Genomic DNA, 24,750 nt, shown 5'->3' with positions numbered 1-24,750 from the left:
ACGGGTACGTGCGGAATGTGGCATGCCATCATGTCGGCGAGCAGCGGTTGGCCGAGGCGCTCGACAACATCGACGGGCGGGCCTACACGCGGTGGCACTCGCTGCGGTACGGCAACATCTCGCCGGCGCTGATCCGGGCCATGGCCGACGAACTGCTCGACCATGTCGCCGCGCGAACAGTGACGGAGCCGGGGCTCGACGCTGCGGCCGGCACGGTCGCCGTCACCGCCGCGGAGTGTGTGCACGGAGTGCTGAGCATCATGTGCTTCCCGGACGGGGACCAGGAACTCCGGTTCCCCCTCGTCGGGGAGCGGATCAGCACGGACCCGGACGACGACGAGTTCGGGGACGGTCCCCTCACCTTCGGGAACGTCGTCAACGAGGCGCCCACCGCGCGGACCTGGCTCGACATGTTCGAGATATGTGTCGTCAGCGGGCATGTGTGGGACTGGGAGCGGGTCACCGGGCTGCTGCTGCGCGGCGACTACGCGCCCGCCATCCGTGACGGCGTGCCCTACAACCGGTACACCTCCGTCTCCGACCCCGCCGACCTCGCCGCCATGGACGCCCTGTGCCCCTATCTCACCGAGGCGTCCGGGCATCTGCCCCGCGACTGGCCTACGGTTCCGCTGCGCAAGCCGGACGCCGGGGAGCGCGCGGAGGCCGCCCGGCGGCTCGACGAGGTGGGCGACGCGCTGAGCGCGGACCAGCGGCTGCTCCGCGTACTCCTCGACGACGACCAGCACGCCTTCGAGGACGCCCTCGTCGCCCGGCTGATCGCGTACCGGGAGAGCGTCGAGGCCGATGCCGGTGATCCCGCGCCCCGGTCCCTCCTCCCTCTCGGCACCCTTGCCCTGGCCTGCCTCGCCGTCCAGGTCCATGGGTGGGAACTCGGTGTCCGGTCCGGGTATCTGCCGTACGGTCTGCTGGGATCGCCGGACGCGCCGCGCCGGGCGGCAGAGGAGAACCGGAACAACTTGGGCCGCTGGGCCGCCAAGTAGGCCACCGGGGTACGGAAGTGGGCGTGGCCCAACATCCAGGACATCGTCGTGGAGACGGACTCGTCCCCACCGAGGCAGCGCGCGGACGGCCTGCACCGGATGGGACCTAACAACCATGCCGTGCAGCCGAGTTCGAGAGTTCGTACACGGCTGTGGTCGGGGCAGTCGGGGCCAGCGGGAGGTCGCGGCGGATCCGGGTGCGAGGGAAGAACCGGCGCTCACGAGTGAATGTCGTGCCCTCCACGGCGCCGTCCCATGTAGACCGGACCGACAAGTTGTCCGTCGCTGTCGCGGATCCCGATCCACACGCCGGGCTTCCGGTGCGCCCGCCGTTCACGTGCCGAACTCGAGTGGCCTGCGTGCCCCTGCCGGCGTTGTGCGCTCCTCGGGCGGCTCTTCCGGCGGACGGGTGAAATCCAGGACACAGACTCCATGGAACCCACCGGACCGGCCGTCCTCGCTCGTGGCGATCCTTCCAGCGCGCTGCGCGAGTTGGGCCGCGGCCCCGAGGCCGGGAGCACAGGCGGGGGCGTCCACCGGGCGAACGCGAGCTGCGGCATATCCCTAGAGCACGCGTCCGCCGGCGTGGTCGTCGCCGTACGTGGCTGGCTGCGGCATCCAGTACCGCTTGCCCGCGGCGTCGAGGGCGGAGATGAGCAGGAATCCGGACGTCGTGTCGAGCCGGCCATCGGGCTGAGCGGCGAGGAGGCCGCCGAGGATGACGGGTTCCGGTCCGATACACACCCCGGCCTCGACGAGTGCGGCGAGTTCGTCGTCATCGGCTTCCGCCGCGCGCAGAGGGAGGGCATCGTGCGTGATGAGCGACCAGGGGCCCGCAGTCGCAGTGCGGCCCTGGTCTGCTCGTCGACGGGGGCAGTGGTGACCAGGTCTAGGGCGAGCGGGGCGCGGGACCATGTGCGCGGCGGCGAGACGGACCGCAGTCCCGGACAGGGCGCGAAGCCACCCCGCCATGCTGCCCGGCCCCCCCCCGGACCCAACGCCCCCGTTTCCCTTGACCAAAAACGTAGGGACTCCTCGCGATCGCTGCATCCTCCGCGGCCCGTTGCCCTACGCCGACGACACAGTCATCGCCGTGACTGGCATCACCATGGCGCGGCCAGTCGTGTAGCTGGACCGCGCTGACCGTGCCACAATTTGTCAGGGTCGGCAGGACGGCCGGACGCTGAGCAGCTCAGTCCGCAGCACGGGCGTGCCGTCGACAGGCGCCGGATCCTGCGCAGTTGGTTCGATACCGCCAGCAGCGATCTTGTCGAGAGTCTCCAGGCCGGTGGCACCGACCGTGCCGAACACCGTGTAGTTCGGTCGCAGCGCGGAGTCGCCGTAGACGACGAAGAATTGCGAACCGTTCGTGTTCGGCCCGGCGTTGGCCATCGCCAGCAAGCCGCGCCCGTAAAGGCGACGGACGCCGGTCGGATCGCTCGGTGCCGGCGGCAGGTCCACCGGCAGCTCGTCTTTGTACTTGTACCCCGGCCCACCCTCGCCAGTGCTGGTGGGGTCGCCACACTGCAGGACCTTCAGCGTCGGATACGCCGTCAGCCGATGGCACACCGTACGGTCGTAGAACCGGTGCCGCGCCAGGTGCACGAAGCTCTGGACCGTGCACGGCGCCTTCGCCCGGTCCAGACGCAGCGGGAGCGAGCCCTGGCTGGTCCGAACAGCCATACCGACCGTGCCGTGACTGGGGGTGTGCCGCGGATCGGGCGGCAGGGGAACCCACCGCGCCGCCGGCTCGTCCGGGGTCTGGGTGTACTGGCAAGGACCGTGCGTGGTTCGCGGCGGGTCATCGGAAGCGGAGGCGGTGGTGCTGCCCCCGGACACGACCAACGCTGCTGCCGCCAATGTGGTCATGAGAGCTCGGTTCATCCTGCACACCCTCCAAAAGATCGCCAGATTTCGGAGCGGTCGCAGTCTAAGGCGCGGCCCGGTGGGCGAGAACCCGGCCGCCAGCCACATCCGCCTCCCAGCCTTCGGCCCGCGGCGGCAGGCCACTTCGTTCGGATGCGGCACAGCGCCGGCTGGCCGATCAGGGCGTCCACCCGGTGCCCGACGGATGCTCCCCGAACCGGCCCTGTCCTCCCGAAGCTGCGGCGAAGTGACGAGTAGCACTCTGAAATCGGCGTGACGCTGGGTCAGGGGTAGCGGGGCGGGGTCCGGGGACTTCGCCGACCTGGAGGGCAGTGAAGTCGGCGTGGGCCTGTTCGACGGCATCGGGGTTCGCCTCGCGCTTGGCGTGCTCGGTCAGCGCCCGCCCCGCCACCGGAGACAACACGGCAGCGGCTCCGAACCCCGCCGTCGTCGTCAACCCCAACATGGCGCGGCTCATATCCAGATCCGCCACCAGCCGCGGACCGAACGCCCCGACCAGAATCACCTGCAGCATGGAAAAAGCCCTCGCCGAGGTCAGCAACAGGGTCACCACCGGCCCCGCACCCCGCTCAGTGCCCGCACCACCCGCACGCCCGGCAGCCGACGGTATCGAGGACGGCAGGGACGACCGATCTGCGTGCACGTGCACTCTCCCTCCACGCCGGACCACGCACCGCACGAGGCCCGCCGCAGAGAGTCGTACGAACACGCCCGTTGGTTCCCGCGCCCCGTTATCGTCCCGGGCCGACCAGAACTACGTCTCGACTTCGGGCAGCACGTGCAGATGAGCGAGGACCAGTTCGCCGACCTCGTCACCCAGGCAAAGGCCGGCGCACTGGACCGCCTGACCGCCTCGCCGGCCTGACACAACGAGGACCTTCGCGCCACTGCATGAGGCGCCGCTCATGGCTTTGCCTTGTGCGCACAACCTGCGTTCGCCTCCGCGGGGCGGGGAGCAGGCGCCGCTCGGTCGGCGCGTGCTCCCCACCCCGTCTCGTTGCTCAGCCGAAGAAGCGGCGCAGCGGAGCGAGCCGGCGGATCATCAGCCAGTCCAGCGTCAGGATCAGCAGCATGGAAATCCCGGCGAGGGGACAGCTGATTGCGGGAGGGCCGTACGCGGTCGCTGCCGCCGTCCGGCTCGGGCTCCGGCGTGCGGTCCGGTCTGTCCTCGGAGCTGTCTTCGGACAGGCTCGGGGCGTCCGTCATTGCGGTGTGTCTTTCGTCGTACCCCGCGGCCGGTCAGCACCGACCGCACGTGAGGGCAGGAGGAATCCGGCGGGCCGTGGGGACAAGCGCGACCGCCCAGCGGGCAGGCGCGCGAGGCGCTCTCCGGGAAGCCGCGTGCGCCGCGCAGGGCACGGCAGCGCTCGGGCCCCGGCTTACGGAACCCGCACGACACGCGGTGATCAGTACGAGAAAGACGGCGGGGGCCACGGCGGACGACCACGTACCGGACCACCGCCAGGTGCAGTGGTCCGCACGCCACGGGCCACCGGCAACGCCGGGGCCCGCCAGCCGGCACGGGCACCGTGACACCCATGACGAGGAGGCGCATCAGCCGGTGCAGCGAGCGGTCCTGGCAGTGCTCACACGAATGATCAAGTTGGGAAAGGGGTGGGGAGGGACCACCCTGCTCCAGTGCGTGAGCGCGCGGCCGCTCCAAGGTGGACCATGGAAGCCAACGCACTCCATAGGTACGGAGCAGGGCCGCGGGCCGGCGCGAGCGAGGCCCTTGTGGTCCGGCGTATGGAAGGAGTGCCCGTGTGAGCACAGCCGATGGGCGTCCGGCTGGCACCGGTCAGCCGGAGGGGCGATCCTCGCTGCCGAGTGGGCTGATGGACCTTCTCGGCGTAGCTGCGGTGCTGCTGGATGCCGATGGGCGGATCGTCTTGTGGAGTCCCGAAGCCGAGGAATTGTTCGGCTATACCGCTGAGGAGGCGCTCGGGCAGTACGCTGCGCCGCTGCTCGTTCACGAGCAGCACTGGGACCTGATGATCAAGGTGTTCGACGAGGTCATGGGTACCGGGGAGCGGTGGGCGGGGGCGTTCCCCGTCGAGCACAAGGACGGCAGCACTCGCTTGGTGGAGTTCCGCAACATGCGGTTGCTGGACGACCTCGGCGACTTCTACGCCCTTGGCCTGGCCACCGACAGGTCAAGGCTTCGGGAGGTCGAACGGGACCTCGCCCTGTCCACCCGGCTGATCTCCCAGTCCCCCATCGGGCTGGCGATCCTCGACGCCGATCTCCGGTATGTGGCCGTCAACCCCGCGCTGGAGCGGATGCACGGGATTCCCGCGGAAGATCATCTGGGCCGGCACTACCGCGAGATCATGACCTCGGCGAAGTTCGAGGGGCCGGAGGCCGGGATGCGGCAGGTCCTCAAGACTGGCGCTCCCCTGGTCGACGAGTACACCATCGTCGGCCACACTCCCGCTGACCCACACGTGCACGCCTGGTCGATCTCGCTGTACCGGCTGGACGATCCCCAGGGACGGGTTCTCGGCGTGGCTGACCTGGTGGTGGATGTCACCGACCGCTATCAGGCGGCCACGGAGGCCGCCGAGGCCCGCCGGCGTCTGGCGCTCATCGCCGACGGCTCCGCGCGCATCGGCACCACCCTGGAGGTGGAACAGACCGCCCGCGAGCTGGCCGGTGTCACCGTTCCCGAGCTCGCCGACATGGCCACGGTCGACGTCCTCGACTCCGTCCTCGATGAGCATCGCCCGCCCCTGGGCGAGGGCCCCGCGGTCTTCCGCGCCCTCGCGGTGCACGCCGCCTACGTCACGGAAGCCGTCCAGGCCACCGACCCGCCTGGTCAGATCGCTTCCTACGACGCCGACCGGCTCCCCACCGAATGCGTACGTACCGGCCGGCCGATCCTGATCTCCCACATCGACGACGCCGCCCTGGCCCGCATCGCCCGCGACGACCGCGCCGCCACGCTGCTGGCCCGCGCCGGCGTGCACTCCTACATGCTGCTCCCGCTCACCGCCCGCGGTCAGATCCTCGGCTTCCTGGGGCTGAGCCGCGCCCGCAACCCGCAGCCGTTCAGCGACGACGACCTCGCCCTCGCCGGTGAACTGGCCTCCCGCGCCGCCGTGTGCATCGACAACGCCCGCTCGCACCAGACGGTGCGCAACGCCTCCGAGACCCTTCAGCGCAGCCTGCTCCCGGACCACCCGCCCCACCTCCCCGGCTTGGACGTCGCCTCCCGCTACCGGCCCGCACAAGCCGCCTACGAGGTCGGCGGCGACTGGTACGACGTCCTCCCGCTCGACGGCGACAAGACCGCACTGGTCGTGGGCGACGTCATGGGCAGCGGCATCGACGCCGCCGTCACCATGGGCCGCCTGCGCACCGGCACCAGCGACTTCGCCGACCTCGATCTCGACCCGGCCAAGGTCCTCCAACACCTCGACAAGATCACCTCAGGACTCGAGCAGTACATAGCCACCTGCGTCTACGCCGTCTACGATCCCCACCGCGCGGAGTGCCACCTCGCCACCGCCGGCCATCTGCCCCCCGTCCTGGTCCGCAGCGGGCAGCACCCGGAACTGCTCGACCTGCCGACCGGCACCCCACTCGGAGTCGGCGGCGTCCCCTTCGTGACCACAACCTTCCCCGTCGGCCCTGGTGATCGGCTGGTCCTGTACACCGACGGCCTCGTCGAAGTCCGTCATCACCCCATCGACGAACGCCTCAACACGCTCCTGCGCCTGCTTGACACACCTGACCCCACCCTGGAGGAGACCTGTGACCGGCTCCTTCACGAACTCCGGCTCCCCGCCGACCCGGACGATGTCGCCGTGCTCATCGCACGCATGCAGCCCTTCGCGACCGACTCTTGAAATACGGCCCGGTCCGGCCGGTAGCGACACGGATTACCGCACGATGCCCTGGAGTGTGCGACATATGGAAGGCATCACCCGCACCGGGCGAGGGTAAGACGGCCAGCAGCTACGTCCCCATGGCGCACGACCGACCGGTCTGCATCAGACCGGTCTACCGCCGCCTGCAGAAAACCCCTCTACTCAGCGACTGGACCACACCGCGACGAGGAGCAAGTGAGAGCACGTCTCAACTGGCCTGATCACTGGGCTGGTCGTCGTGATGACCATTGACGGGAGCGTTGGATTCGGAGGGATTATGGGTGTTGTTTCAGCGGGTGGGCCGGCGGCCCCGGTGCGCCCGGCCCGTTCCTCAAGCCCGTGTCAGGTGGTCTTGATCTGGCCGCCATCGATGACGAATTCGGCACCGGTGATGTTGCCGGCCCGCGGGGAAGCCAGGAATGCAACGAGGTCGGCCACCTCCTGGGGTTCGGTGATGCGTCCGGTGGAGATGCCCATCTGTTGGGGTACGACCTCGTCCAGGGCCTCCTGTGCCGTGCCGCCTGCAGCGGCCGCGACGGCGTCCGCGAAGGCGCCGGGGGCAGTCCAGAACGGCGTCCGTACAGGGCCGGGAGCGACGGCGTTGACGCGGACTCCACGAGGGGCGAACTCCTCCGACAGAGCTTTGGTCAGATTGCTCAGGGCGGCTTTGGCCGCTGAATAGTCCACCACCATGGGGAAGGGCAGGCGGGCGTTGACTGAGCTGATGTTGACGATCGCTCCCTCACCGTGAGCCAGCAAGTGCGGCAACGACGCGCGGCTGGCGCGCACCGCGCTCAGAAATGTCATGTTGAGGGCATGCAGCCATGCTGCATCACTGACATCGAGGAAGCTGGAACGTGGGCTGGTGGCACCGACGTTGTTGATCAGCACATCCAGCCGGCCATGCCGGTCTGCTGCCGCCTGGACCAGAGTGTCGGCCCCGTCGGTGTCGGCCAGATCGACCGAGTGGAAGGCAACGTCGTACTGCTCACGCAGGGCCGACAGTTCTGATGTTTCCATGCGGCTGCCAACCACCACGCGCGCGCCCTCACGGCCGAGTGCCTCGGTGATGGCCAGGCCGATGCCCTTGCTCCCTCCGGTGACAACGGCGACCTTGTCCGCGAGATTCAGCTCCACCGCACTCTCCTCCTTCGCCAGGCGTCCCAATATGCCCGAAGTGTCACATTGAGCGAGTATCAACCCTCGGTTCCGATCGGCACTGGCGCCACGCAGCCTTCGCTGAGGATCCCCGCGCAGCACCGCCTCGGTGGGCCTGGAATCGTCAGGACGACCTCTTAGTCCGGAAAAGAGGCTGAGGACACGGCGTGGCCCCAGGATGCGGCCACGGTTGGGCCGGATGGCGGGCCCGTGAGTGCGGCTCGGGAGGGGAACCTGCGGCTGCGGCATCTTCCCGCAGGCCGCCAGCAGGGGTGGAGACGAGCGATGGCCACCACGATGGGGTGAGGCCGGGGGCGGCATGGCGCAACCGGCGAGTATCCAGTTGCCGGGCCCGGTGCTCGGGGTGGGGATGGGCCGCTTCGTCGACGGCATCCTGCTCCACCCTCCTGCAGTGGCGCCACCTGCTCGGGTTGATTCCCATATGCGATGGCACGATGGGCCAGCACGAGAGTGCTGGACAGCTCGATCACGCTGCGAAGTCCCCCTGACGGGTGGGATTCAGCGGCATCGGCCAACCATCCTTGGACACCACCCCTGCCCTACGAACAATGGCTCGCACTGGTCAACCAGTGGCTTGGACGGAACCTGCACGGGCATCTGCGAACCAGGCCCATGCGGACGCCGAAAAGGGTGGCGCCTGCCCTTCAGCAAGGCCCCTATAGGGACACGCCCTGTTGCTCGGTGGCTGCCGGCACCGTCCCGCGCAGACAGTCGACACGTCCGTGGCTGGACACTTAGGCCCGCCCGCCCCTGTGGAGTCGCCCCCGCACCCGCGGGGATCAGTTCGGCGCCGGACCGCCCCTTCCCGTGCGCGCATGCGACTGCCACTGCGGCGGTGACTGGTGGCCTCGGTGCACCGTCTCGCCTCCCCCAGCCGTCGACCTCCACGTGGGCACCCAAGCCACCTCAGCCAAGCAAGTGAGCGTAACGAACTCTCCAGAGCGTCTTCGGCCGTCGTCTTCCTCAACGGTGCCCGAACCACTTTGGGTATCAGGGAGAGCGACAGCCTCGCGGAGTTGCGCCCGCATCTGCAGAGCGCTCTTGAGCACTTGGCGAGCCCAGACGACCTCGGCGAATCTGGACCGCCTTGGCGGACAAGGTCATCAACAAGACGCCCATCAAGCCGTCCGAAAGCCAGAAGCGAACACCGCGCTGCTCTCAATCACCTGCGGAGACGTTTGGAGGTCGCCCCGCCCGCTTCACCGGCACCCCGCCTGCGGCCCCTACGGCAGACCCACCGGGCCGAGCGCGCCGAACGTCCGGTCAGGCCCAACCATCGGCGCTGGAAGGCGCGTTCGTCTTCGGCGCAGACTCGCCCAGCGCCGTGAGGATGTCGCGGACGGTGTGGTCGAAGAGCGGTTCGGGGTCGGTCAGGGCGAAGTCGAGGTGGCCGAAGACCTCCACCGCCACGGCTCCGTACAGACGGGCCCAGCAGGAGACGAAGACGTAGATGACCTCCAGGGGCACGGGTTCGCCGGAGAGGTGCTCGCGCACCTCCTCCAGCTGGGTGGTCCAGGCCGGGTCCAGGTCGGTCGGCGGCTGGATGTTTCCGCGGCGCCACAGCTGGACCATCAGCTCCAACAGGATGCCGCCGAAGCGCCAGCTCGGGTCGTGGGCGGCGGCTCCGGGTGCGGTGTCGGCGTCTGTGAGCGGCTTGGCGAACAGCAGCCCGAACTCCTGGGGGTGCGCCAGTGCCCAGCGACGCAGTTCGCGGCACACTTCGCCCAGTTGCCGCCCCGGTTCGAAAGCGGGGTGGCGGTCGCGGGCTGCTGCCAGGCTTGTGGCCAGCTCGTCGTAGAGGGACGAGGTCAGTGCCTGGATCAGGTCCCGGTGGGCGGCGTAGTAGCGGTAGAGGCCGGGCGCCGTCATGCCCATCTCGCGGGCGATGGCCCGCAGCGTGACGGCGGCCGGTCCTTCCTCGACCAGCAGTCGCCGGCCCACAGTCACCCCGCGGTGGCTGGCGCTGTCGCGCGAGGAGCGCAACGCGATGCGCAGGGAGCATCTGGAGCCGATCTTCGACGCTTACGCGGATCGCGTGACGGCCCGCTTCTTCGACGCCGAGGCGTTCACCGGGCGGGTCTCGGACTTCGCCGTACTGGAGACCGATGACCTGGGCGCTTACTACTTCCTCGTCGAGGCCCTGCGCGACACCCCCGTCATCAGCGAGGGCTACCTCACCTTCGCCGACATCTTCCTGGGCGTCGAGGACGGCTTCCAGGCGTACGAGCAGGCCCTGTCCCACAGGACTGTGGCGAACGGGGGCAGATCCCGGTGACCGCACCCAAGGGATACGAACGGCAATGGCCGATGCGGCTGCTACGGGGCACCGCCGTGCTGGTGCTCCTGGACACGCTCGTACAGGCAGCCCTGGCCGGCCTGTTCGTGACCGGGGACCTCGACCTGCTGGCCTGGCACGCGGCCAACGCCGGTGTGCTGAGCGCGCTCACGGTCATCCAGACCGTGCTCGCCGTGGTGGTGTGGCGTCGGCTGCGCGGGCCCGGCTGGCCCGCCGCTACCAGTGCGGCGCTCGTCGCCCTGGTGACTGTGCAGCAGGGGTTGGGTGAGGCACGGGTGCTGGCCGGGCACATCCCGCTGGGCATGGCGGTCTTCGGCTGCGCGACGGTGCTGACGTACTGGGCGTTCACCGGTCGCATCCAGCCGGCGGCGCCGGCGGGCCGGTCCGTGGGGGTGGCCGAGTGAGAGCCCGTGGTGTGAGTCGGCGCGGATTCCTGGGACTGGCTGCCGGTGCCGGTACGGCGGTGACGGTGGGCGCAGCCGGCTGGTCCCACCTCGCCGGGGCATCGACCGGGCAGATCCTGGCCAGCAGAGGGCCGTTGCCCGAACCGTTCGGTGTTCCGCTGCCGGTGCCGCCGCTGGCTCGGCCGGTGCGCAGCGAGCGGGGTGCGGACGTCTATGACGTCGAGCAGCGCGAGGGCCGTGTCGAGATCCTGCCTGGCCGGAAGACCACCGTCTGGGGTTACGACGGGATCTTCCCCGGCCCGACCTTCGCCGCCCGCTCAGGGCGCAGGACCGTGCTTCAGGTGCGCTACAACCTCACCGTTCCCACCGTCACGCATCTGCACGGCGACGTCACCCCACCGGAGTCCGACGGTTACCCCACCGACCTAATGCTTCCCGCCGTCCGTTGCTCAACAGGACAGCCACGCCACACGCACAACGGCATGGCGGCTGGCCACGGCGGTCGAATGGCCTTCGGCTGCCGTAGCTACGTGTACCCGCTGCCGCAGCGGGCCGCGACCCTCTGGTACCACGACCACCGCATGGACTTCAGCGCCCCCCAGGTCTGGCGCGGCCTGGCCGGCTTCTTCCTCATCGGCGACGAGGAAGAGGACCAACTCCCCCTGCCCGGCGGCGACCGCGACATCCCACTGATGCTGTGCGACCGGTCCTTCGACGAAGACGGCTCCTTCCGCTACCCGGCCCACGACGCCTTCCCCGACGGGGTGCTCGGCGACGTCCAACTCGTCAACGGCGCACCCTGGCCCGCGCTGGAGGTGTCCGCCACCCGCTACCGCTTCCGCCTCCTCAACGCCTCCAACGCCCGCCGCTACCGGCTCCGACTGGAGGCCGAAGGAGGCAGGCCCGGTCGGTTCGTCCAGATCGGCAGCGACGGCGGGCTGCTGGCCGCACCCAGGCCGCACACCACGCTCGACCTGGCGCCCGGCGAACGGTTCGACGTGGTCATCGACTTCGCCGACCACCCCATCGGCAGCCGAATCACGCTACGCAACACGGCGGGCGAAGGCGCCATGCGTGACGTCATGCGTTTCCACGTCGTGCGCAAGGAGAGGGACGACAGCCGCATACCGGCCCGCCTGTCCGCCTCCTTCGAGCAGCTCACACCGAGTTCGGCGATGCCGGTCCGGGTCTTTGACTTCCGCCGGACGACCACCGGTGACGACGACCGGCCGATGTGGACCATCAACGGCCGACCGTTCAGCACGGACGCGGTCCTGGCTTCCCCACGGATGGGGAGCGTGGAGCGGTGGCGATTCAGCAGCGACTTCCACCACCCCGTCCATGTGCACCTGGCCCAGTTCCAGGTCCTCGCCCGGGGCGGCAGGCCCCCGGCTGCCGCGGACGCAGGCTGGAAGGACACGGTGGACGTCCGCCCCTACGAGGTGGTGGAAGCCCTCGTACGGTTCGACGGGTACAAGGGGCGCTACATGCTGCACTGCCACAACCTCGAACACGAGGACATGGCCATGATGGCCGACTTCCAGGTCATCTGAACTTGGGAATCACTGACGCTGTGGACACTGATAAGTCAGCAGCTCTGCGACATCACCTTTGCCCTACGAGGGTGATGTCGCAGGGCTGCCAGCTTTCCTCGTGCGGAGTTTGTTGCATTGATCGCGAAACGACAGGCCCTTCACAGGACGGACCCCATGGCCTCAACAAACACCGCGACCAGGCACCACACTGGCGAAGCCGGCCTACCGACCCGACCTTCATTGATTGGGTGGCTGGCCGTGGTTTCGGTGATGCTGGGAATCTTCTCGATCGTCACAACTGAGATCCTGCCGATCGGCCTGCTCACCAAGATCGGCTCCAGCTACGCCATCTCTGACGGCATGGCTGGGCTCATGATGACCATGCCCGGGTTCCTCGCGGCCATCTGCGCACCGGTGGTCACCGTGGCGACAGCACGTATCGACCGTCGACTGATGCTGTGCGTGTTCACGCTCCTGCTGGCCATGGCAAACTTCCTGGCCGCCGCAGCACCCGGCTACTGGCTTGTCCTGCTCTCCCGTGTCGTCGTCGGTGTGGTCATCGGTGGCTTCTGGTCGATCGCCGCCGGATTGGCCGAGCGTCTGGTGCCGACCGAGGCTGTCAGCCGCGCAACGGCAGTGATCTTCTCTGCGGTACCGCTCGGTTCCGTGCTGGGTGTACCAGCCGGCACGTTCATCGGAGACCTGGCCGGCTGGCGCACCGCTTTTGTCGTGATGGGTGCCTTCACGGTCGGTGTACTGATCATGCTCGTGCTGGTTGTCCCACCGCTGCCGCCCCATCAGACGACCCGCCTCAATGTGCTGCGTGGCATGCTCAAGACCGTCAACACGCGTTTCGCGTTGCTGCTGACCTTCCTCATCGTGTTGGCGCACTTCGGGACCTACACCTACGTCACGCCGTTCCTGGAGCAGATCACCGATGCCAACTCACCACTGATCACCGTATTCCTGCTGGTCTACGGTGCCGCAGGAATCGTCGGCAACTTCCTGGGCGGGGCCGTGGTCGCACGCTGTCCCCGGGGCACCTTCGGTCTCGCGGCTGCAATGATCGCGGCGGCCACCCTGCTGCTGCCGATCCTGGGACGCTGGCAGGTCGGCGTCGTGGCCCTTCTCCTTGTCTGGGGTACTGCCTACGGTGCCGTTCCGGTCTCTTCCCAGACGTGGTTCGCCAAGGCAACACCACATGCCCCCGAGGCAGCATCAGTGCTCTTCACCGCCTCCTTCCAGGCGACCATCTCACTTGGCGCGCTGATGGGCGGCGTGATGGTGGACCGGACCTCTCCCTCTACAGTCATGACGCTCGGCGGGCTCACCGCCACGCTCATGGTGCTGGCCGCCTGGGCCCACTTCGCTCGCCGCCTCACCTGGCCGAGCAACACATGAACTCCACAGGCAGGGTTGCTCATTGTCCGGTTCGCGATGATGTGCGTCCGAGGAGAGTGAGCGGTCGGCGGACGTTGCGGGCGTTGCGCCGAAGGGCGGAAGCGAGGACCGCGCCGTCCCGACGCGTCGTTGTGGCTACGCGAACACTTCCCCTGTCGACGCCATCAGTTGTCTTGGCGAACCAGCCTGGCACAGCGCCAAGTTCGGCCCTTTCGGATCTGTTCCGTCCTCGTTCTCCTTTGGGCGGCCCTTAGCTCAGCGACAGCCCTCAGCACATGCTCTCCCCCTTCCCCGCGTTCAGCCGTAGCCAGGCATTTAGGGCAGCGTGCAGCTCAGTCACACCTGCGCGGTCGAGGTCTCCTTCGGCACCGCCAACCCGGATACGGACTGCGTCTACGGAAACGGTGAAGCCGGCCGATCCGCGGCTGTACGTAACCGGCACACCGTGGGTGAGCGTCCGCAGGAGTTGAGCGGCGCGCGAGTTCCGTGACTGAGCGACCTGCCAGGCACGAGCAACACGGTCCTGGCGAAGGGGCGGGATCGGAGCACCAATTGCTTGGTAGAAGGCTCGAACGGCGTCTTCCAAGGACTTCGGCTCGTTCGGGGCGGCTCCCACGAAGGCGTTGATGACGTCTTCCCGGGTTGAGTCCGGCTCGTCCACGTCTACGCGAACGCTGGCGGGCGGAATCAGAGAGCGGGAACGACCCTTCCGAAGTTGCGTGCCATGGAGTTCCCTGAGCTTCGCGACTGACCGCTGAACGGGGTGCTCAAGGGGGAGACGCTGGGGGTCATAGTGACAGCGGTACCGACCGGCACGGCCATACACCCCGTGGTTCTTGTGGAAGTAACCGCTCTGCGTCACCACAGCGGTCAGCTGCTGACCTGTCTCGTCGTTGCCGAGCCGAAAACCGACGACCATCATCGCCATGCGACCTCCTCCGCCAGCGGAACGGGCCGCAGCCTATGCGCCTGCCTCGCTTGTGCGCGACGACTCTGCTCCTCACTGGTCGAAAGCGACTGGACCAGGGCAGTTTGACCCTCGAATGTTCTGAGGGATGACCGCCGGCGACTGGCCGCTTCGTGCCCGAATAGATTGAGCGCCGCCCCGGCCACCTGATCAAGCGAGCGCGCATGAAGGCGGCTGGGATCAGACCCAGTGGCCCCGTCGTGGGCCCGCCGACGGCCCTCGGTGGGCTGTGACGGGCGCGTTCGCGCACCGTAACCACCGGCGCCAGGACGCCTCCGACGCCGTGATCGACCAGGCACGACAAGAGCATGCCAGGCAAGGTCAGCCGTTACGGCACGGCACAGCCCATCGCGCCGTCTCAGAGGTCGTTTTATCCCTATGTTTCATCCCGGAATCTGCGGTTGATGCGGCTTTGCGGGGTCGCGCCAGGAGACGGTCGCTTCGCCGGTGAGGCGGCGGGCCATGAGGTCGGTCATGGCCAGGTGGATCATGGCTTCGGAGCGGGCGGGGAGGGTTTCGTAGTCGCGGGCCAGGCGGCGGTGGAGCATGAGCCAGCCGTAGGTCCGCTCGACTGTCCAGCGTTTCGGTATCGGGGTGAATCCCCTGGTCCCGGGGGTGCGGGCGACGATTTCCATGTCGATTCCGAGGGTGGCGGCATCTTCGACGAGGTGCTTGCGGTAGCCGCCGTCGACCCAGACCTTACGGATGCCGGGGTGGTTGGCGGCGACCTGGTCGAGCAGGTGGGTGCCGGCTGCGGAGTCCTGGACGCTGGCCGCCGTGACCAGCACTGCGAGCAGGAGGCCGATCGTGTCGGTCACGATGCTCCGCTTCCTGCCCACGATCTTCTTGCCTGCATCCGTTCCCTGGCTCGTGGCGGGGACACTGGTGGAGGTCTTGACGCTCTGTGCGTCGATCACGCAGGCCGACGGGCTCGCCCTCCGGCCCTCCTTCTGTCGCACCAACTCCCTGAGCAGTCCATTGAGCTGGGCGAACACGCCGTCCTTCTGCCACTTCGCGAAGTAGCCGTACACGGTCTGGTGGGGTGGGAAGTCGTGTGGCAGGTAGCGCCACTGCACCCCGGTCCGGTCCACGTACAAGATCGCGTTCATGATTTCGCGCAGGTCATGCTCGGGTGGGCGGCCGAAATCCAGGGCCCGGCCGCGGCGCTCGAAGCGCCAGGCGGCCAGGACCGACTCGATCAACTCCCAGCGGGCATCGGACAGGTCACTCGGATACGGACGTCGCTCACTCATGACTTGGACGTACTGGCCGGATGCGAGTGCGCCCAGGCGTGCGTCTTCGGCTGTGGAAGCACAGCCACGGAACGGGCGTCCTGGAATGAGACAGCCGTAAGCCTCATCCTGCCCCAGCCGTCACCCTATCCGGCCATCAAGACTCAACCGCATCAGCCGGCACACCAATACCGCAGCCTTGCACCGCACAAATCAGGAGACACAAGGGCTCTTGAGATGAAAACGACCTCTCAGAGGTCGTTTTCATTTGGCGAGGTGGCGGTGCTGCTGAGCACGGTGAACCGTTCGGTCACAAGGCCGACGGAGGCCAAAAATGTTCCGTCTTGACGACCCGAGCGCGACCTGTCGAAGGCATGACCTGGGGGGTGGTGTCACCGGGCCCGGGAGGTGCCGTCGGAGATGCTGATGAGAGGTCCGGCCACCGTCCGGTCCGGCACAACGCCGGACGGTTCGCGGGCGGCAGGTCTGCATAACGTGGATGCGCGCGTAGGACACCACCACCGAGGCCGGTACTTGCAACTCCTTGAAAGGGCCCGATGTTCGCTACCGAAGACCTGGGCGTGTTCCTCGGCCTGGACGTCGGCGAGACCGCTCACCACGGCCACGGTCTCACCCCGGCCGGCAAGAAGGTCTTCGATAAGCAGCTACCCAACAGCGAGCCGAAACTGCGGGCCGTCTTCGACAGGCTGGCCGCGAAGTTCGGCACCGTACTGGTGATCGTGGACCAGCCGCCTCCATCGGCGCCCTCCCCTTGACCGTCGCCCGCGACGTCGGCTGCAAGGTCGCCTACCTGCTAGTCCTGGCTATGCGCCGGATCGCTGACCTCTACCCGGGCGAGGCGAAGACCGACACGAAGGGCGCGGCGGTGATCGCGGACGCCGTCCGCACCATGCCCCCCACCTTGCGCTCGCTGGAACTGACCGGCGAGATCACCGCCGAACTGACCGTCCTGACCGGCTTCGACCAGGACCTAGCCACCGAGGCCACCCGCACCAGCAACCGGATACGCGGCCTGCTCACCCAGTTCCACCCCAGCCTGGAACGTGTCCTTGGCCCCCGCATCGACCACCAGGCCGTCACCTGGCTCCTCGAACGCTACGGCTCCCCGGCCGCCCTGCGAAAAGCCGGCCGCCGCAGACTCGTCGACCTCATCCGGCCCAAGGCCCCGCGTATGGCCGCCCAGCTGATCGACGATGTCTTCGACGCACTCGACGAACAGACCGTCGTCGTCCCCGGCACCGGCACCCTCGACATCGTCATGCCTTCCCTGGCCACCTCGTTCGCCGCCGTCCACACCCAGCGCCGGGCCCTGGAAGCCCAGATCAACGCCCTGCTGGAGGCACACCCTCTTTCCCCGGGCCTGACGTCGATGCCCGGCGTCGGCGTCAGGCCCGCCGCAGTCCTGCTGGTCATCATCGGCGACGGCGCCAGCTTCCCCACCGCCGCCCACCTCGCCTCCTACGCCGACCTCACCCCCACCACCAGGCAATCCGGCACCTCGATCCACGGCGAACACGCCCCACGGGGCGGCAACCGTCAGCTCAAACGCGCCATGTTCCTCTCCGCCTTCGCCTGTGAACGCCGACCCCGCCTCCCGCATCTACTACGACAAACAACGAGCCCGCGGCAAAACCCACACCCAAGCCCTCCTCCGCCTCGCCCGCCAACGCATCAGCGTCCTGTTCGGCATGCTCCGCGACGGAACCTTCTGCGAGACCCGCAACCCCGAAGCAGCCGCCGCATGACCTCGGCCTTACCCGTGGTCGCGGTGAAAAGCCCACTCCCCCGAAGGACAACCCCCCATGAGTTCGCCGCAAGGCATCGAAGTCCCTGACGCCCTGGTCGCGTCGTACACGAGGAACGGTGGTGAAGATCAACGGACCTGGATCGCCCGGCTGCCCGCGCTGGTGGCGAAGCTGCTCGACCGATGGGAACTGGAGCGCGACGGCGGCATCGGGTCCGGCGAGGCCTCACTGGTGGTACCGGTGCGCCGCGCGGACGACACCCGCGCCGCTCTCAAACTCCAGATGCCCCGCGAGGAGACGACCGCCGCGCTGATCGGGCTGCGGGCGTGGAACGGCGACGGCATCGTACGACTGCTCGACCACGACCCGGAGAGCAGCGCCATGCTGCTGGAACGCCTGGACGGCTCACGCACCCTGGCTTCCGTCGAAGACGACCACGTGGCCATGAGCGCCCTGGCCGGACTTATGGCCCGGCTGCACTCCGTCCCGGCGCCCGAGGGCCTGCGCGGCCTCAGTGACGTCGCGCGCGACATGCTGGCGTCCGTGCCGGCGGCCGTCGGCGCCCTGCGGGACCCCGAGGACCAGCGGCGGCTGCGCGGCTGGGCGTCGGCAGTCACCGAGCTGGTCGGCGAGCCCGGCGACCGGATGCTGCACTGGGACCTGCACTACGGCAACGTGCTCGCCGCCGAGCGCGAGCCGTGGCTGGCCATCCACCCCGAACCCCTCGTCGGCGACCCGGGCTTCGACCTGTGGCCGGCGCTGGACACCGGCTGGGAGAGACTCCACGTCGCCGGGGACGCTCCCCGGGCGGTGCGGCGCCGCTTCGACCTGCTGACCGAGGCGCTCGGGGTTCACCCGGGCTCTGCAGCAGATCCAGGCCCACGCGGACGCGGCCGGCGACATCGACTGGTTGGTCCAGACCGACTCCACCGTCGTCCGTGCCCACCAGCACGCCGCCGCGACCGGGCGAAAAAGGGGCAGTACTGGCAGGACGAACCGGATGATCACGCCCTCGGCCGATCCCGAGGCGGACTGACCACCAAAATCCACCTCGCTTGCGACGGCAAGGGCCGCCCGCTCGCAATCCTGCTGTCGCCAGGACAACGCCACGACAGCATCTGCGCACGCCCGCCCCTGGAACGGATCCGCGTTCCCCGCACCGGCCTGGGGCGACCACGCTGCCGGCCCGACCAGGTCATCGCGGACAAGGCTTACAGCTCTCGCGGCTTCCGCACCTACCTGCGCAAACGCGGTATCGCACACACCATCCCCGAGAAGAGGGACCAACAACGGCACCGGCACAACCGCGGCCGCTCCGGTGGCAGGCCGCCAGGGTTCGACCGCGATATCTACCGACGACGGAACATGGTCGAGCGCTGCTTCAACCGGCTCAAGGGCTTCCGCGGCATCGCCACCCGATACGAAAAGACCGCCACCTCCTACGAAGCGGCCGTCACTCTCGCGGCATTCCTGCTTTGGGCGAGATCCGTTTGAAGACGGACCCTAGCTCACTGCCTCACCCGGCTCCACCGTCCCTGTGCTGGTTGACAGGTCGCGCCACCCCGTAGTGATCGCGCAACGTCTGCCCCGTGTACTCGGTGCGGAAGAGACCGCGCTCCTGAAGGACCGGCACCACGTGGTCGACGAAAGACTCCAGTCCGGAGGGGAGCACCGGCGGCATGATGTTGAAGCCGTCCGCGGCATCGTTCTCGAACCAGTGTTGGATCGCGTCGGCCACCTGGTCCGGAGTGCCGGCGAAGCTGCGGTGACCGCGGCCGGCGCCCAGTCGCCCGATGAGCTGACGTACCGTCAGCCCCTCTCGGCGGGCCATGCCGACGATGAGTGCGTAGCGACCCTGTCCGCCCTCGATGTGCCGTTCGACGGTGAGGGTAGCGGGCAGCTCCTCGTCGAGCGGCAGTTCCTCGGGGGACACCTGGAGGATGTTGGCCAACTGCCGGATCGCGTGCTCGGGCTTGATCAAGCGTTCCAGCCGGGCGTCGAGCTCTTCGGCCTCGGCCTGCGTCGCGCCGATCGAGGGGACGATGCCGGGCAGGATCTTGACGGTCTCAGGGTCCCGACCGAATCGGGCGGCGCGCTTCTTCAGGTCGGCGTAGAACGCCTGCGCCTCATCGAGAGTCTGTTGCACCGTGAAGACGGCATCCGCGTGCCGTGCCGCGAAGTCCCTCCCGTCTTCGGAGGACCCGGCCTGCACCAGGAGCGGGTGGCCCTGCGGGCTGCGGGGAACGTTCAGTGCTCCGGCGACCTTGTAGTACGTGCCTTCGTGCGCCGGCGGATGGAGTCGGCTGTTGTCCCCCCAGACCCCCGCTTCCTTGTCTGCCAAGATCGCGTCGTCCTCCCAGCTGTCCCAGAGCTTGCGGGATACCTCCACGAACTCGTCGGCACGGGCGTATCGATCCTGATGCTGGGGAAGATCGTCCAGGCCGAAGTTACGCGCTGCGTGGAGAGTGGCCGTCGTCACGATGTTCCAACCGGCCCGACCACCGCTGATGTGGTCGAGCGAGGCGAATCGGCGGGCCAGGTTGTAGGGCTCGTTGTAGGTGGTCGAAGCGGTGGCGACCAAGCCGATGTGCTCGGTCACTCCGGCCATGACGGTCAGCAGCAGCGTCGGCTCCAGAGCGGCTGACGGCCGACGGCTGATGTCGCCCCACAGCCCGGGGTGGTCGGCGAGGAACAAGGAATCGAGCTTCCCCCGCTCGGCCACACGGGCCAGGTGCTTGTAGTACGCGATATCGGTGTCCGCCACCGGATCGCTCTCCGGCAACCGCCAAGCCGACTCGTGATGGCCGACACTACTCAAAAAGGCATTGAGGTGCAGTTTTCGGGTCACCGTCTCCCCCTTGGGAATTTCACAACGAATGATGACGGCACAGGCAAGGCCCGGCATGTGAAAGTGCTCGCTGAAAGACCAGTCCCTATCGAACTTCGGTCCGGTACGGAACCTCGAACAACAACCGTAGGTCGGAGAGTTCCGAGCGATACTCTTCGCAGCCGATCATCTCCCCGGCCTGCACATACTGCTTGGCGTACTTCTCATGTACTCCACGCAGCCGCATCAGATTTGCCAGCAGAGATTCCGCCCGCCCTGCGGTCTCCACGTCTTCCTGATGGCGGGAGATGGTGTGAGAGACACAGGCGCCCTCGATCAAGGTCTCCAGGTCCCAGGCCGGATAGTACATACCGTAGCGTGAATGCGCCCCGAAGCGGAATGCTTCACGCAGGTACCAGTTCCGGACGGTGACGATGCGCAGCGCGCGGCGATCCTCGAAAAGCGAGGGACTGCATGAGAGTTGGCAATGAGCTTTTTCCAGGACACGTCTCGCGTATGGCGTGTCGAACCGCAGCCTGCTTTTCGCATCCGACGGGATCCCCGGCAGCACCCGCTGTTGTTGCACCGCGGAACTGAGGTGTCTGCAGACGGCGTCATCTGCTGGTCCGTCGCTGGTGCGCTGGGTTTCGGCGGCCACGGCGTAGTCGTGCAGGATGCGGTAAAGGTAGTACTCCGGGAATCTTCCGATCTCCCAGCCGTATTCAGGCAGCCATTGTTCGAGGTCGTCCAGCGAAGTGATCAGGGGGTGGCCTACGGCGTAGCGAAAGGTGTTGATGATGTTGGCTTGAAGGTCCGATGCGGCTTCAGGCCACTGTGGTTCTCCGGTGAGGAAGTCCTCCGGCCCTCGCTCACGGGCGCTCTTCAGTAGTTTGCGTGCCTCTTCCCGTACCTCCGAGGGTGGCACGTCGAAGTCGAGGGAGAAGTGGTCGGCCAGTGTCGGCGTCACGTCGAAGTACGCGTCCGGGCTGGGGTAGACACAAACGTATCCGGCGTCGCTCTCCCCTGCACCGTCGTCCCCGGCAGAGGTCAGTCGTGCAGCGAGGGCCGCTGCGATGGCTTCGTGTGCTTCTGCGGTCGGGTGGCAATAGTCGAAGAAATCGGCCGGGGACAGCAGCTCCGCCAGGTCGATCACCTCGATGTCGAGCTGTGCGGCAAGAGCAGTGATCTTTCGTCTGTACTCACCTTTGATGCGATAGAGATTGCTGTCGCCCTCCACGGCACGGAGCGTATAGCTGCGCGCGAGCTCCTCTTCTTTCCTGCGGGTCAGCACACGGCTCAGGTTGTAGGAGGCGACGGCACCGGACACGCCCCGGTACTCGGCCAACTTCGTGAGTAAGGAAGCCGGTTCGTCCTCGGTTCCTTGCTGGTCGAGCAGGACAGCCAGGTTGTTCAGTGCGATCGGTGCGACACGGCCTTCCCCTCGGGCCAGCTCCCGGTACTTTTCGGCTGCTGCTGCGAAGCGTCCATCTTCGTGGTCGCGTATGGCGTCGATCAGCAGGCTCGACAGCTCGGTTGGCCCGGTGAGGCGGTCAGCCATCCGTGCTTCGAAACCCACGACTTTGTAGAACGCCGCGTTGCTCGCCATCATGGCGGCCGGGAACCGGGTGTTGGCAATGGGATTGATCGCGACGACGCGCGCCCCGCGACGGCGGGCCAGCCGGGCGATGGTCTCAAGATTCTTCCGGAAATCCTCCGATGTGGTGGCGACGGAGTGCCGTTCGTCCCTCTCGTCGAACTCACCTGAGTTCCTCTGCCGGATGCGGACCACCGGGCGGGGGCGGTGCCGGCCGGGCGCCCACCGGTCGAGGTCCTTCCAGGCTCTGTAGGCACCCTTGTAACGTGACTGGGCACCATCGGTGTTGCCCAGATAGAGGATCACCACGTCCCAGCGCCGACGTGCGAGCGTCCGCCGGAAGTACCGGGCCGCATCCGCGCTCGTGAAGCCGGGGACGGCGTGGTTCTCGATTCGATGTGCTGTGCCCAGCAGCGTGTGCAGTACGTACGGGTAAACAGCCTGCGGAGCCCCGATCCCCGCACTGCATGAATCGCCGAGAACAAGAATTCGCACGGCTTGTCTCCCTCCGCTCGCAGTGGAGTGGTGTGCGGAACTGCGCCCTCCTGGACGGGCGGGCTACTTCCGCAGCCGGGACAGCCAGGATTTGGGTCCCCTACGTCCCGTCTCCGCGTCTTCGTCCCGATCGGTGGTGCTGGCGGTGGTCAGCACGACTCGTAGCGCCTCTGCAGCGGTGGCGCTTGCCATCGACGGTCGCCTTTCCCTGTCCGCGGCCTGGGCGGGAGTGAAGGGCACGTGTACGAATCCACCACGGACGTGCGGAAATTCGGTGGCAATGAGGTGGGCGAGACCGTACGCGATGTGATTGCACAGGAAAGTGCCGGCGGTATGCGAGAGCGAGGCAGGTATGCCAGCCTCAAGGACTGCCGAGGTGCAAGTCTTCACCGGCAAGGAGGAGAAGTAGGCCGCGGGCCCGTCAGGAATGATGGGGCTGTCGATGGGCTGGTTGCCTTTGTTGTCCGGCCCCTGCGCGTCGTCGAGGTTGATCGCCACGCGTTCGATGGTGATATCCGGACGGCTGCCTCCTTGGCCGGTGGCAACGACCAGTTCGGGGTCAGCGCGAAGGATTTCCTTGCGCAAGGCCGCTATGGAATCACCGAATACACAGGGCAGTTGGACGACTTCCAGTTCCAGCCCTGGCGGGGGGTCGTCGGCAACCAGCCGGCAAGCCTCCCATGCGGAATTCAGCGAATTTCGGCCGAAGGGTTCAACTGCGGTCAGCAGAATGCGGGAAACGGTAGCCTCCGATGACTAGGAGGGAAAGTGTGTCCCATTTTATCGACCGATCGGAAGAGGAAACAAGGGTGTGACATCCCGCAACAGCAGAAACAACGTTGCCCGCATGCCGCCACAGGCCATGCGGGCAACGCATCGATACGGCTCAACAAACTCGACAGCAGTACGGCGCGGGCAGTCGCGTGTGAGATACACACCGGTCGGTGGCCTCAGGCGTCGTGCCGCAATCCACGTACCGAGGGGACCATGAGGGGGCACAGCGTAAGAAGGATCCACAGGAATCCGCCGACCAACGCCACACGAGAAGCTCCGAAGACGCTCGCCAGCGGAGCGGCGGAGAGTTGTCCCGCCGGGATGGCGATGAAGGACCCGAGATTGTCGTACGAGGAGATGCGCGAAATCATGTTCTTCGGGATCTGCTCCTGCAGCGTGGTCTCCCAGGCGATGCTGTAGAAACCGAGGCTCAGGCCCGCGATGAAAGCGGACGCGGCAAGCCAGTACACGTTCGCCACGAGCCCGAGTGCGATCAGGGGAAGGCCCACCAGCGCCGCACAGGTCTGCGCCACGGGCAACAGGCGTTTGAGAGTAATGCGGTACATCAGCACGGCCATGAGCAGAACGCCGACCGCCTTGACGCTGAGCACGAATCCCCAGGAGGTCTCGCCGATCCGCTCCTTGGCGATCAGTGGTCCCAGCACGGTCCAGATGCCGACCTGCACGTAGTTCGCCACGCCGAACGAAGCGACGATCGTCCACACCCAGGTCCGCGACCTGAATTCGGTCCAGCCCTCTCGCAGGGACACGAAGACACTGGCCTTGCGGGGCGGCGTGTTACCGGTCACCTTCAACCGGGCCATGCAGATCGCCGCGACGAAGTAGGTGGCGGCATCGAAGGAGATGGCCCAGCCACCGCCCGCAGTGGCCACGATCGTGGCCGCGGCTGTCGGCCCCAGTACCTTCGCGGCGTTCTTCGCCGACCCCAGTACGGAATTCGCCCGCTGGATCTGCGGCTTGGGAACGATATCCGGAACGATGCCGCGGAGCGCGGGATTCGTGAAGGCCGCCATCGTGCCGTTGAGGGCTTCCAGCACGATCAGCGAACCAAGGTCGTAGTTTCCCGAGATCAGCAGGAATGCAACGATCGCCTGCGTCAAGGCGGCGCCCAGGTTCGAGAGGAGGAGCACCAGACGCCGCGAGAACCGGTCACCGACTACGCCGCCGGCCAATGTGAAGACGATGAGCGGGATCGTGTTGGCGGTGAGAACGGCACCCATGTCACTGGCGCTGTTCGAGGCGTTGAGCACCGCGAGGGACAGCGCCACGGGAGTCATCGCGCTACCCAGCAGCGAGACAAGCCGACCGGTGAAGAACCACCTGAACGCCGGCAACCCGAATGGACTTCCGACTGCCTCGGCCGGCTCTTCGGCTGTGGTTTCGGTTTTCAGGCTCATTCCCTCATCCTGCTCGATACGGACGGAAACACGGTGGAGAGACGCACGAGCCTACAGCGCCAACTCACACGAGTCACAACGGTATTGACCGTTACATGGGCTGCA

Annotated in this window: 18 protein-coding genes and 3 pseudogenes; 10 read left to right on the top strand and 11 right to left on the bottom strand. The window is 67.5% G+C overall.

Annotated elements, in window-relative coordinates; translation table 11 throughout:
• Positions 1–8 precede the first annotated feature (8 nt).
• Complete coding sequence (locus tag IG62_RS0111620; protein WP_030800681.1) at positions 9–1,001, top strand: immunity 49 family protein; 993 nt, start codon at positions 9–11, stop codon at positions 999–1,001.
• A 564-nt stretch (positions 1,002–1,565) separates the two neighbouring features.
• On the opposite strand, the gene IG62_RS43195 is transcribed toward IG62_RS0111620, so the two are convergent.
• From IG62_RS43195 to IG62_RS47770, 3 genes are all read right to left on the bottom strand, one after another.
• On the bottom strand, positions 1,566–1,745 hold the full coding sequence (locus tag IG62_RS43195; protein WP_030800674.1) for a hypothetical protein: 180 nt from the start codon (positions 1,743–1,745) through the stop codon (positions 1,566–1,568).
• 414 nt (positions 1,746–2,159) lie between these two features.
• Complete coding sequence (locus IG62_RS0111610) at positions 2,160–2,870, bottom strand: peptidylprolyl isomerase (RefSeq protein ID WP_234326415.1); 711 nt, start codon at positions 2,868–2,870, stop codon at positions 2,160–2,162.
• A 175-nt stretch (positions 2,871–3,045) separates the two neighbouring features.
• Positions 3,046–3,441 carry a hypothetical protein gene (locus IG62_RS47770; protein WP_051797936.1) on the bottom strand — a complete coding sequence of 132 codons (396 nt, stop codon included), beginning with the start codon at positions 3,439–3,441 and terminating at the stop codon, positions 3,046–3,048.
• Between the two features lie 84 nt (positions 3,442–3,525).
• On the opposite strand from IG62_RS47770, the gene IG62_RS46225 reads away from it, so the two are divergent.
• Both IG62_RS46225 and IG62_RS0111595 read left to right on the top strand, forming a co-directional pair.
• The gene (locus tag IG62_RS46225; protein ID WP_107052954.1) at positions 3,526–3,753 is read left to right on the top strand and encodes a hypothetical protein; all 228 of its coding nucleotides are present in this window, start codon (positions 3,526–3,528) and stop codon (positions 3,751–3,753) included.
• Between the two features lie 898 nt (positions 3,754–4,651).
• Positions 4,652–6,736 carry a SpoIIE family protein phosphatase gene (locus tag IG62_RS0111595; protein ID WP_030800672.1) on the top strand — a complete coding sequence of 695 codons (2,085 nt, stop codon included), beginning with the start codon at positions 4,652–4,654 and terminating at the stop codon, positions 6,734–6,736.
• A 363-nt stretch (positions 6,737–7,099) separates the two neighbouring features.
• Here the strand turns inward: IG62_RS0111595 and IG62_RS0111590 are convergent, their stop codons facing one another.
• Both IG62_RS0111590 and IG62_RS0111585 read right to left on the bottom strand, forming a co-directional pair.
• Positions 7,100–7,894, bottom strand: a complete 795-nt coding sequence (locus IG62_RS0111590; RefSeq protein ID WP_030800671.1) for an SDR family NAD(P)-dependent oxidoreductase — start codon at positions 7,892–7,894, stop codon at positions 7,100–7,102.
• A 1,305-nt stretch (positions 7,895–9,199) separates the two neighbouring features.
• Complete coding sequence (locus IG62_RS0111585; RefSeq protein ID WP_158795033.1) at positions 9,200–9,883, bottom strand: TetR/AcrR family transcriptional regulator; 684 nt, start codon at positions 9,881–9,883, stop codon at positions 9,200–9,202.
• On the opposite strand from IG62_RS0111585, the gene IG62_RS0111580 reads away from it, so the two are divergent.
• The 4 genes from IG62_RS0111580 (at position 9,804) to IG62_RS0111565 (ending at position 13,572) form a co-directional block, all read left to right on the top strand.
• On the top strand, positions 9,804–10,211 hold the full coding sequence (locus IG62_RS0111580; RefSeq protein ID WP_199812454.1) for a darcynin family protein: 408 nt from the start codon (positions 9,804–9,806) through the stop codon (positions 10,209–10,211). The genes IG62_RS0111585 and IG62_RS0111580 overlap by 80 nt on opposite strands.
• Positions 10,208–10,636 (top strand): hypothetical protein, encoded by a 429-nt coding sequence (locus IG62_RS0111575; protein WP_030800663.1) that lies wholly within the window; start codon positions 10,208–10,210, stop codon positions 10,634–10,636. Before IG62_RS0111580 ends, IG62_RS0111575 begins: the two co-directional genes overlap by 4 nt.
• 11 nt (positions 10,637–10,647) lie before the next feature.
• Complete coding sequence (locus tag IG62_RS0111570) at positions 10,648–12,189, top strand: multicopper oxidase family protein (protein WP_030800662.1); 1,542 nt, start codon at positions 10,648–10,650, stop codon at positions 12,187–12,189.
• A 156-nt stretch (positions 12,190–12,345) separates the two neighbouring features.
• Positions 12,346–13,572: an MFS transporter gene (locus IG62_RS0111565; RefSeq protein WP_030800661.1), complete on the top strand. Its 1,227-nt coding sequence runs from the start codon at positions 12,346–12,348 to the stop codon at positions 13,570–13,572.
• A 268-nt stretch (positions 13,573–13,840) separates the two neighbouring features.
• Here the strand turns inward: IG62_RS0111565 and IG62_RS0111560 are convergent, their stop codons facing one another.
• Positions 13,841–14,500, bottom strand: coding sequence for a hypothetical protein (locus tag IG62_RS0111560; protein ID WP_030800660.1), 660 nt, complete (start codon positions 14,498–14,500; stop codon positions 13,841–13,843).
• 422 nt (positions 14,501–14,922) lie between these two features.
• Entirely contained in the window at positions 14,923–15,792 is an 870-nt protein-coding gene (locus IG62_RS0111555; protein ID WP_030800659.1) for an IS5 family transposase, read from the bottom strand.
• Between the two features lie 536 nt (positions 15,793–16,328).
• On the opposite strand from IG62_RS0111555, the pseudogene IG62_RS41695 reads away from it, so the two are divergent.
• The 3 pseudogenes from IG62_RS41695 to IG62_RS48530 all read left to right on the top strand — a co-directional run.
• Positions 16,329–17,537, top strand: a pseudogene (locus IG62_RS41695) (IS110 family transposase).
• Between the two features lie 57 nt (positions 17,538–17,594).
• Positions 17,595–18,407 (top strand): annotated as a pseudogene (locus IG62_RS48535) (aminoglycoside phosphotransferase family protein); the annotation flags it as partial.
• A pseudogene (locus IG62_RS48530) lies at positions 18,394–19,031 on the top strand (IS5 family transposase); the annotation flags it as partial. The pseudogenes IG62_RS48535 and IG62_RS48530, both read left to right, overlap by 14 nt.
• Before the next feature lie 22 nt (positions 19,032–19,053).
• Here the strand turns inward: IG62_RS48530 and IG62_RS0111535 are convergent.
• The 4 genes from IG62_RS0111535 to IG62_RS0111520 form a co-directional block, all read right to left on the bottom strand.
• Positions 19,054–20,385, bottom strand: a complete 1,332-nt coding sequence (locus tag IG62_RS0111535; protein WP_051797931.1) for an LLM class flavin-dependent oxidoreductase — start codon at positions 20,383–20,385, stop codon at positions 19,054–19,056.
• A gap of 85 nt (positions 20,386–20,470) precedes the next feature.
• Complete coding sequence (locus IG62_RS0111530) at positions 20,471–22,453, bottom strand: GDSL-type esterase/lipase family protein (protein WP_107052951.1); 1,983 nt, start codon at positions 22,451–22,453, stop codon at positions 20,471–20,473.
• A 63-nt stretch (positions 22,454–22,516) separates the two neighbouring features.
• Complete coding sequence (gene pcp, locus IG62_RS0111525) at positions 22,517–23,185, bottom strand: pyroglutamyl-peptidase I (RefSeq protein ID WP_051797929.1); 669 nt, start codon at positions 23,183–23,185, stop codon at positions 22,517–22,519.
• Positions 23,186–23,403: 218 nt separating this feature from the next.
• Positions 23,404–24,645, bottom strand: a complete 1,242-nt coding sequence (locus IG62_RS0111520; RefSeq protein ID WP_078871945.1) for an MFS transporter — start codon at positions 24,643–24,645, stop codon at positions 23,404–23,406.
• Between the last annotated feature and the right edge of the window lie 105 nt (positions 24,646–24,750).

The sequence above is a fragment of the Streptomyces sp. NRRL S-337 genome (genome assembly GCF_000720175.1).
In the GTDB taxonomy this organism is placed as follows: Bacteria; Actinomycetota; Actinomycetes; order Streptomycetales; family Streptomycetaceae; genus Streptomyces; species Streptomyces siderophoricus.
The sequence above is the reverse complement of the archived record's forward strand: the minus strand, read 5'-3'. Positions and strand labels throughout refer to the sequence as shown.

Coding starts and splice junctions, on each gene's coding strand:
- IG62_RS0111610 (WP_234326415.1), bottom strand. CDS start 2,870: ATGACCACATTGGCGGCAGCAGCGTTGGTCGTGTCCGGGGGCAGCACC.
- IG62_RS0111580 (WP_199812454.1), top strand. CDS start 9,804: ATGCCCATCTCGCGGGCGATGGCCCGCAGCGTGACGGCGGCCGGTCCT.
- IG62_RS0111565 (WP_030800661.1), top strand. CDS start 12,346: ATGGCCTCAACAAACACCGCGACCAGGCACCACACTGGCGAAGCCGGC.
- IG62_RS0111560 (WP_030800660.1), bottom strand. CDS start 14,500: ATGGCGATGATGGTCGTCGGTTTTCGGCTCGGCAACGACGAGACAGGT.
- IG62_RS0111555 (WP_030800659.1), bottom strand. CDS start 15,792: ATGAGTGAGCGACGTCCGTATCCGAGTGACCTGTCCGATGCCCGCTGG.
- IG62_RS0111520 (WP_078871945.1), bottom strand. CDS start 24,645: ATGAGCCTGAAAACCGAAACCACAGCCGAAGAGCCGGCCGAGGCAGTC.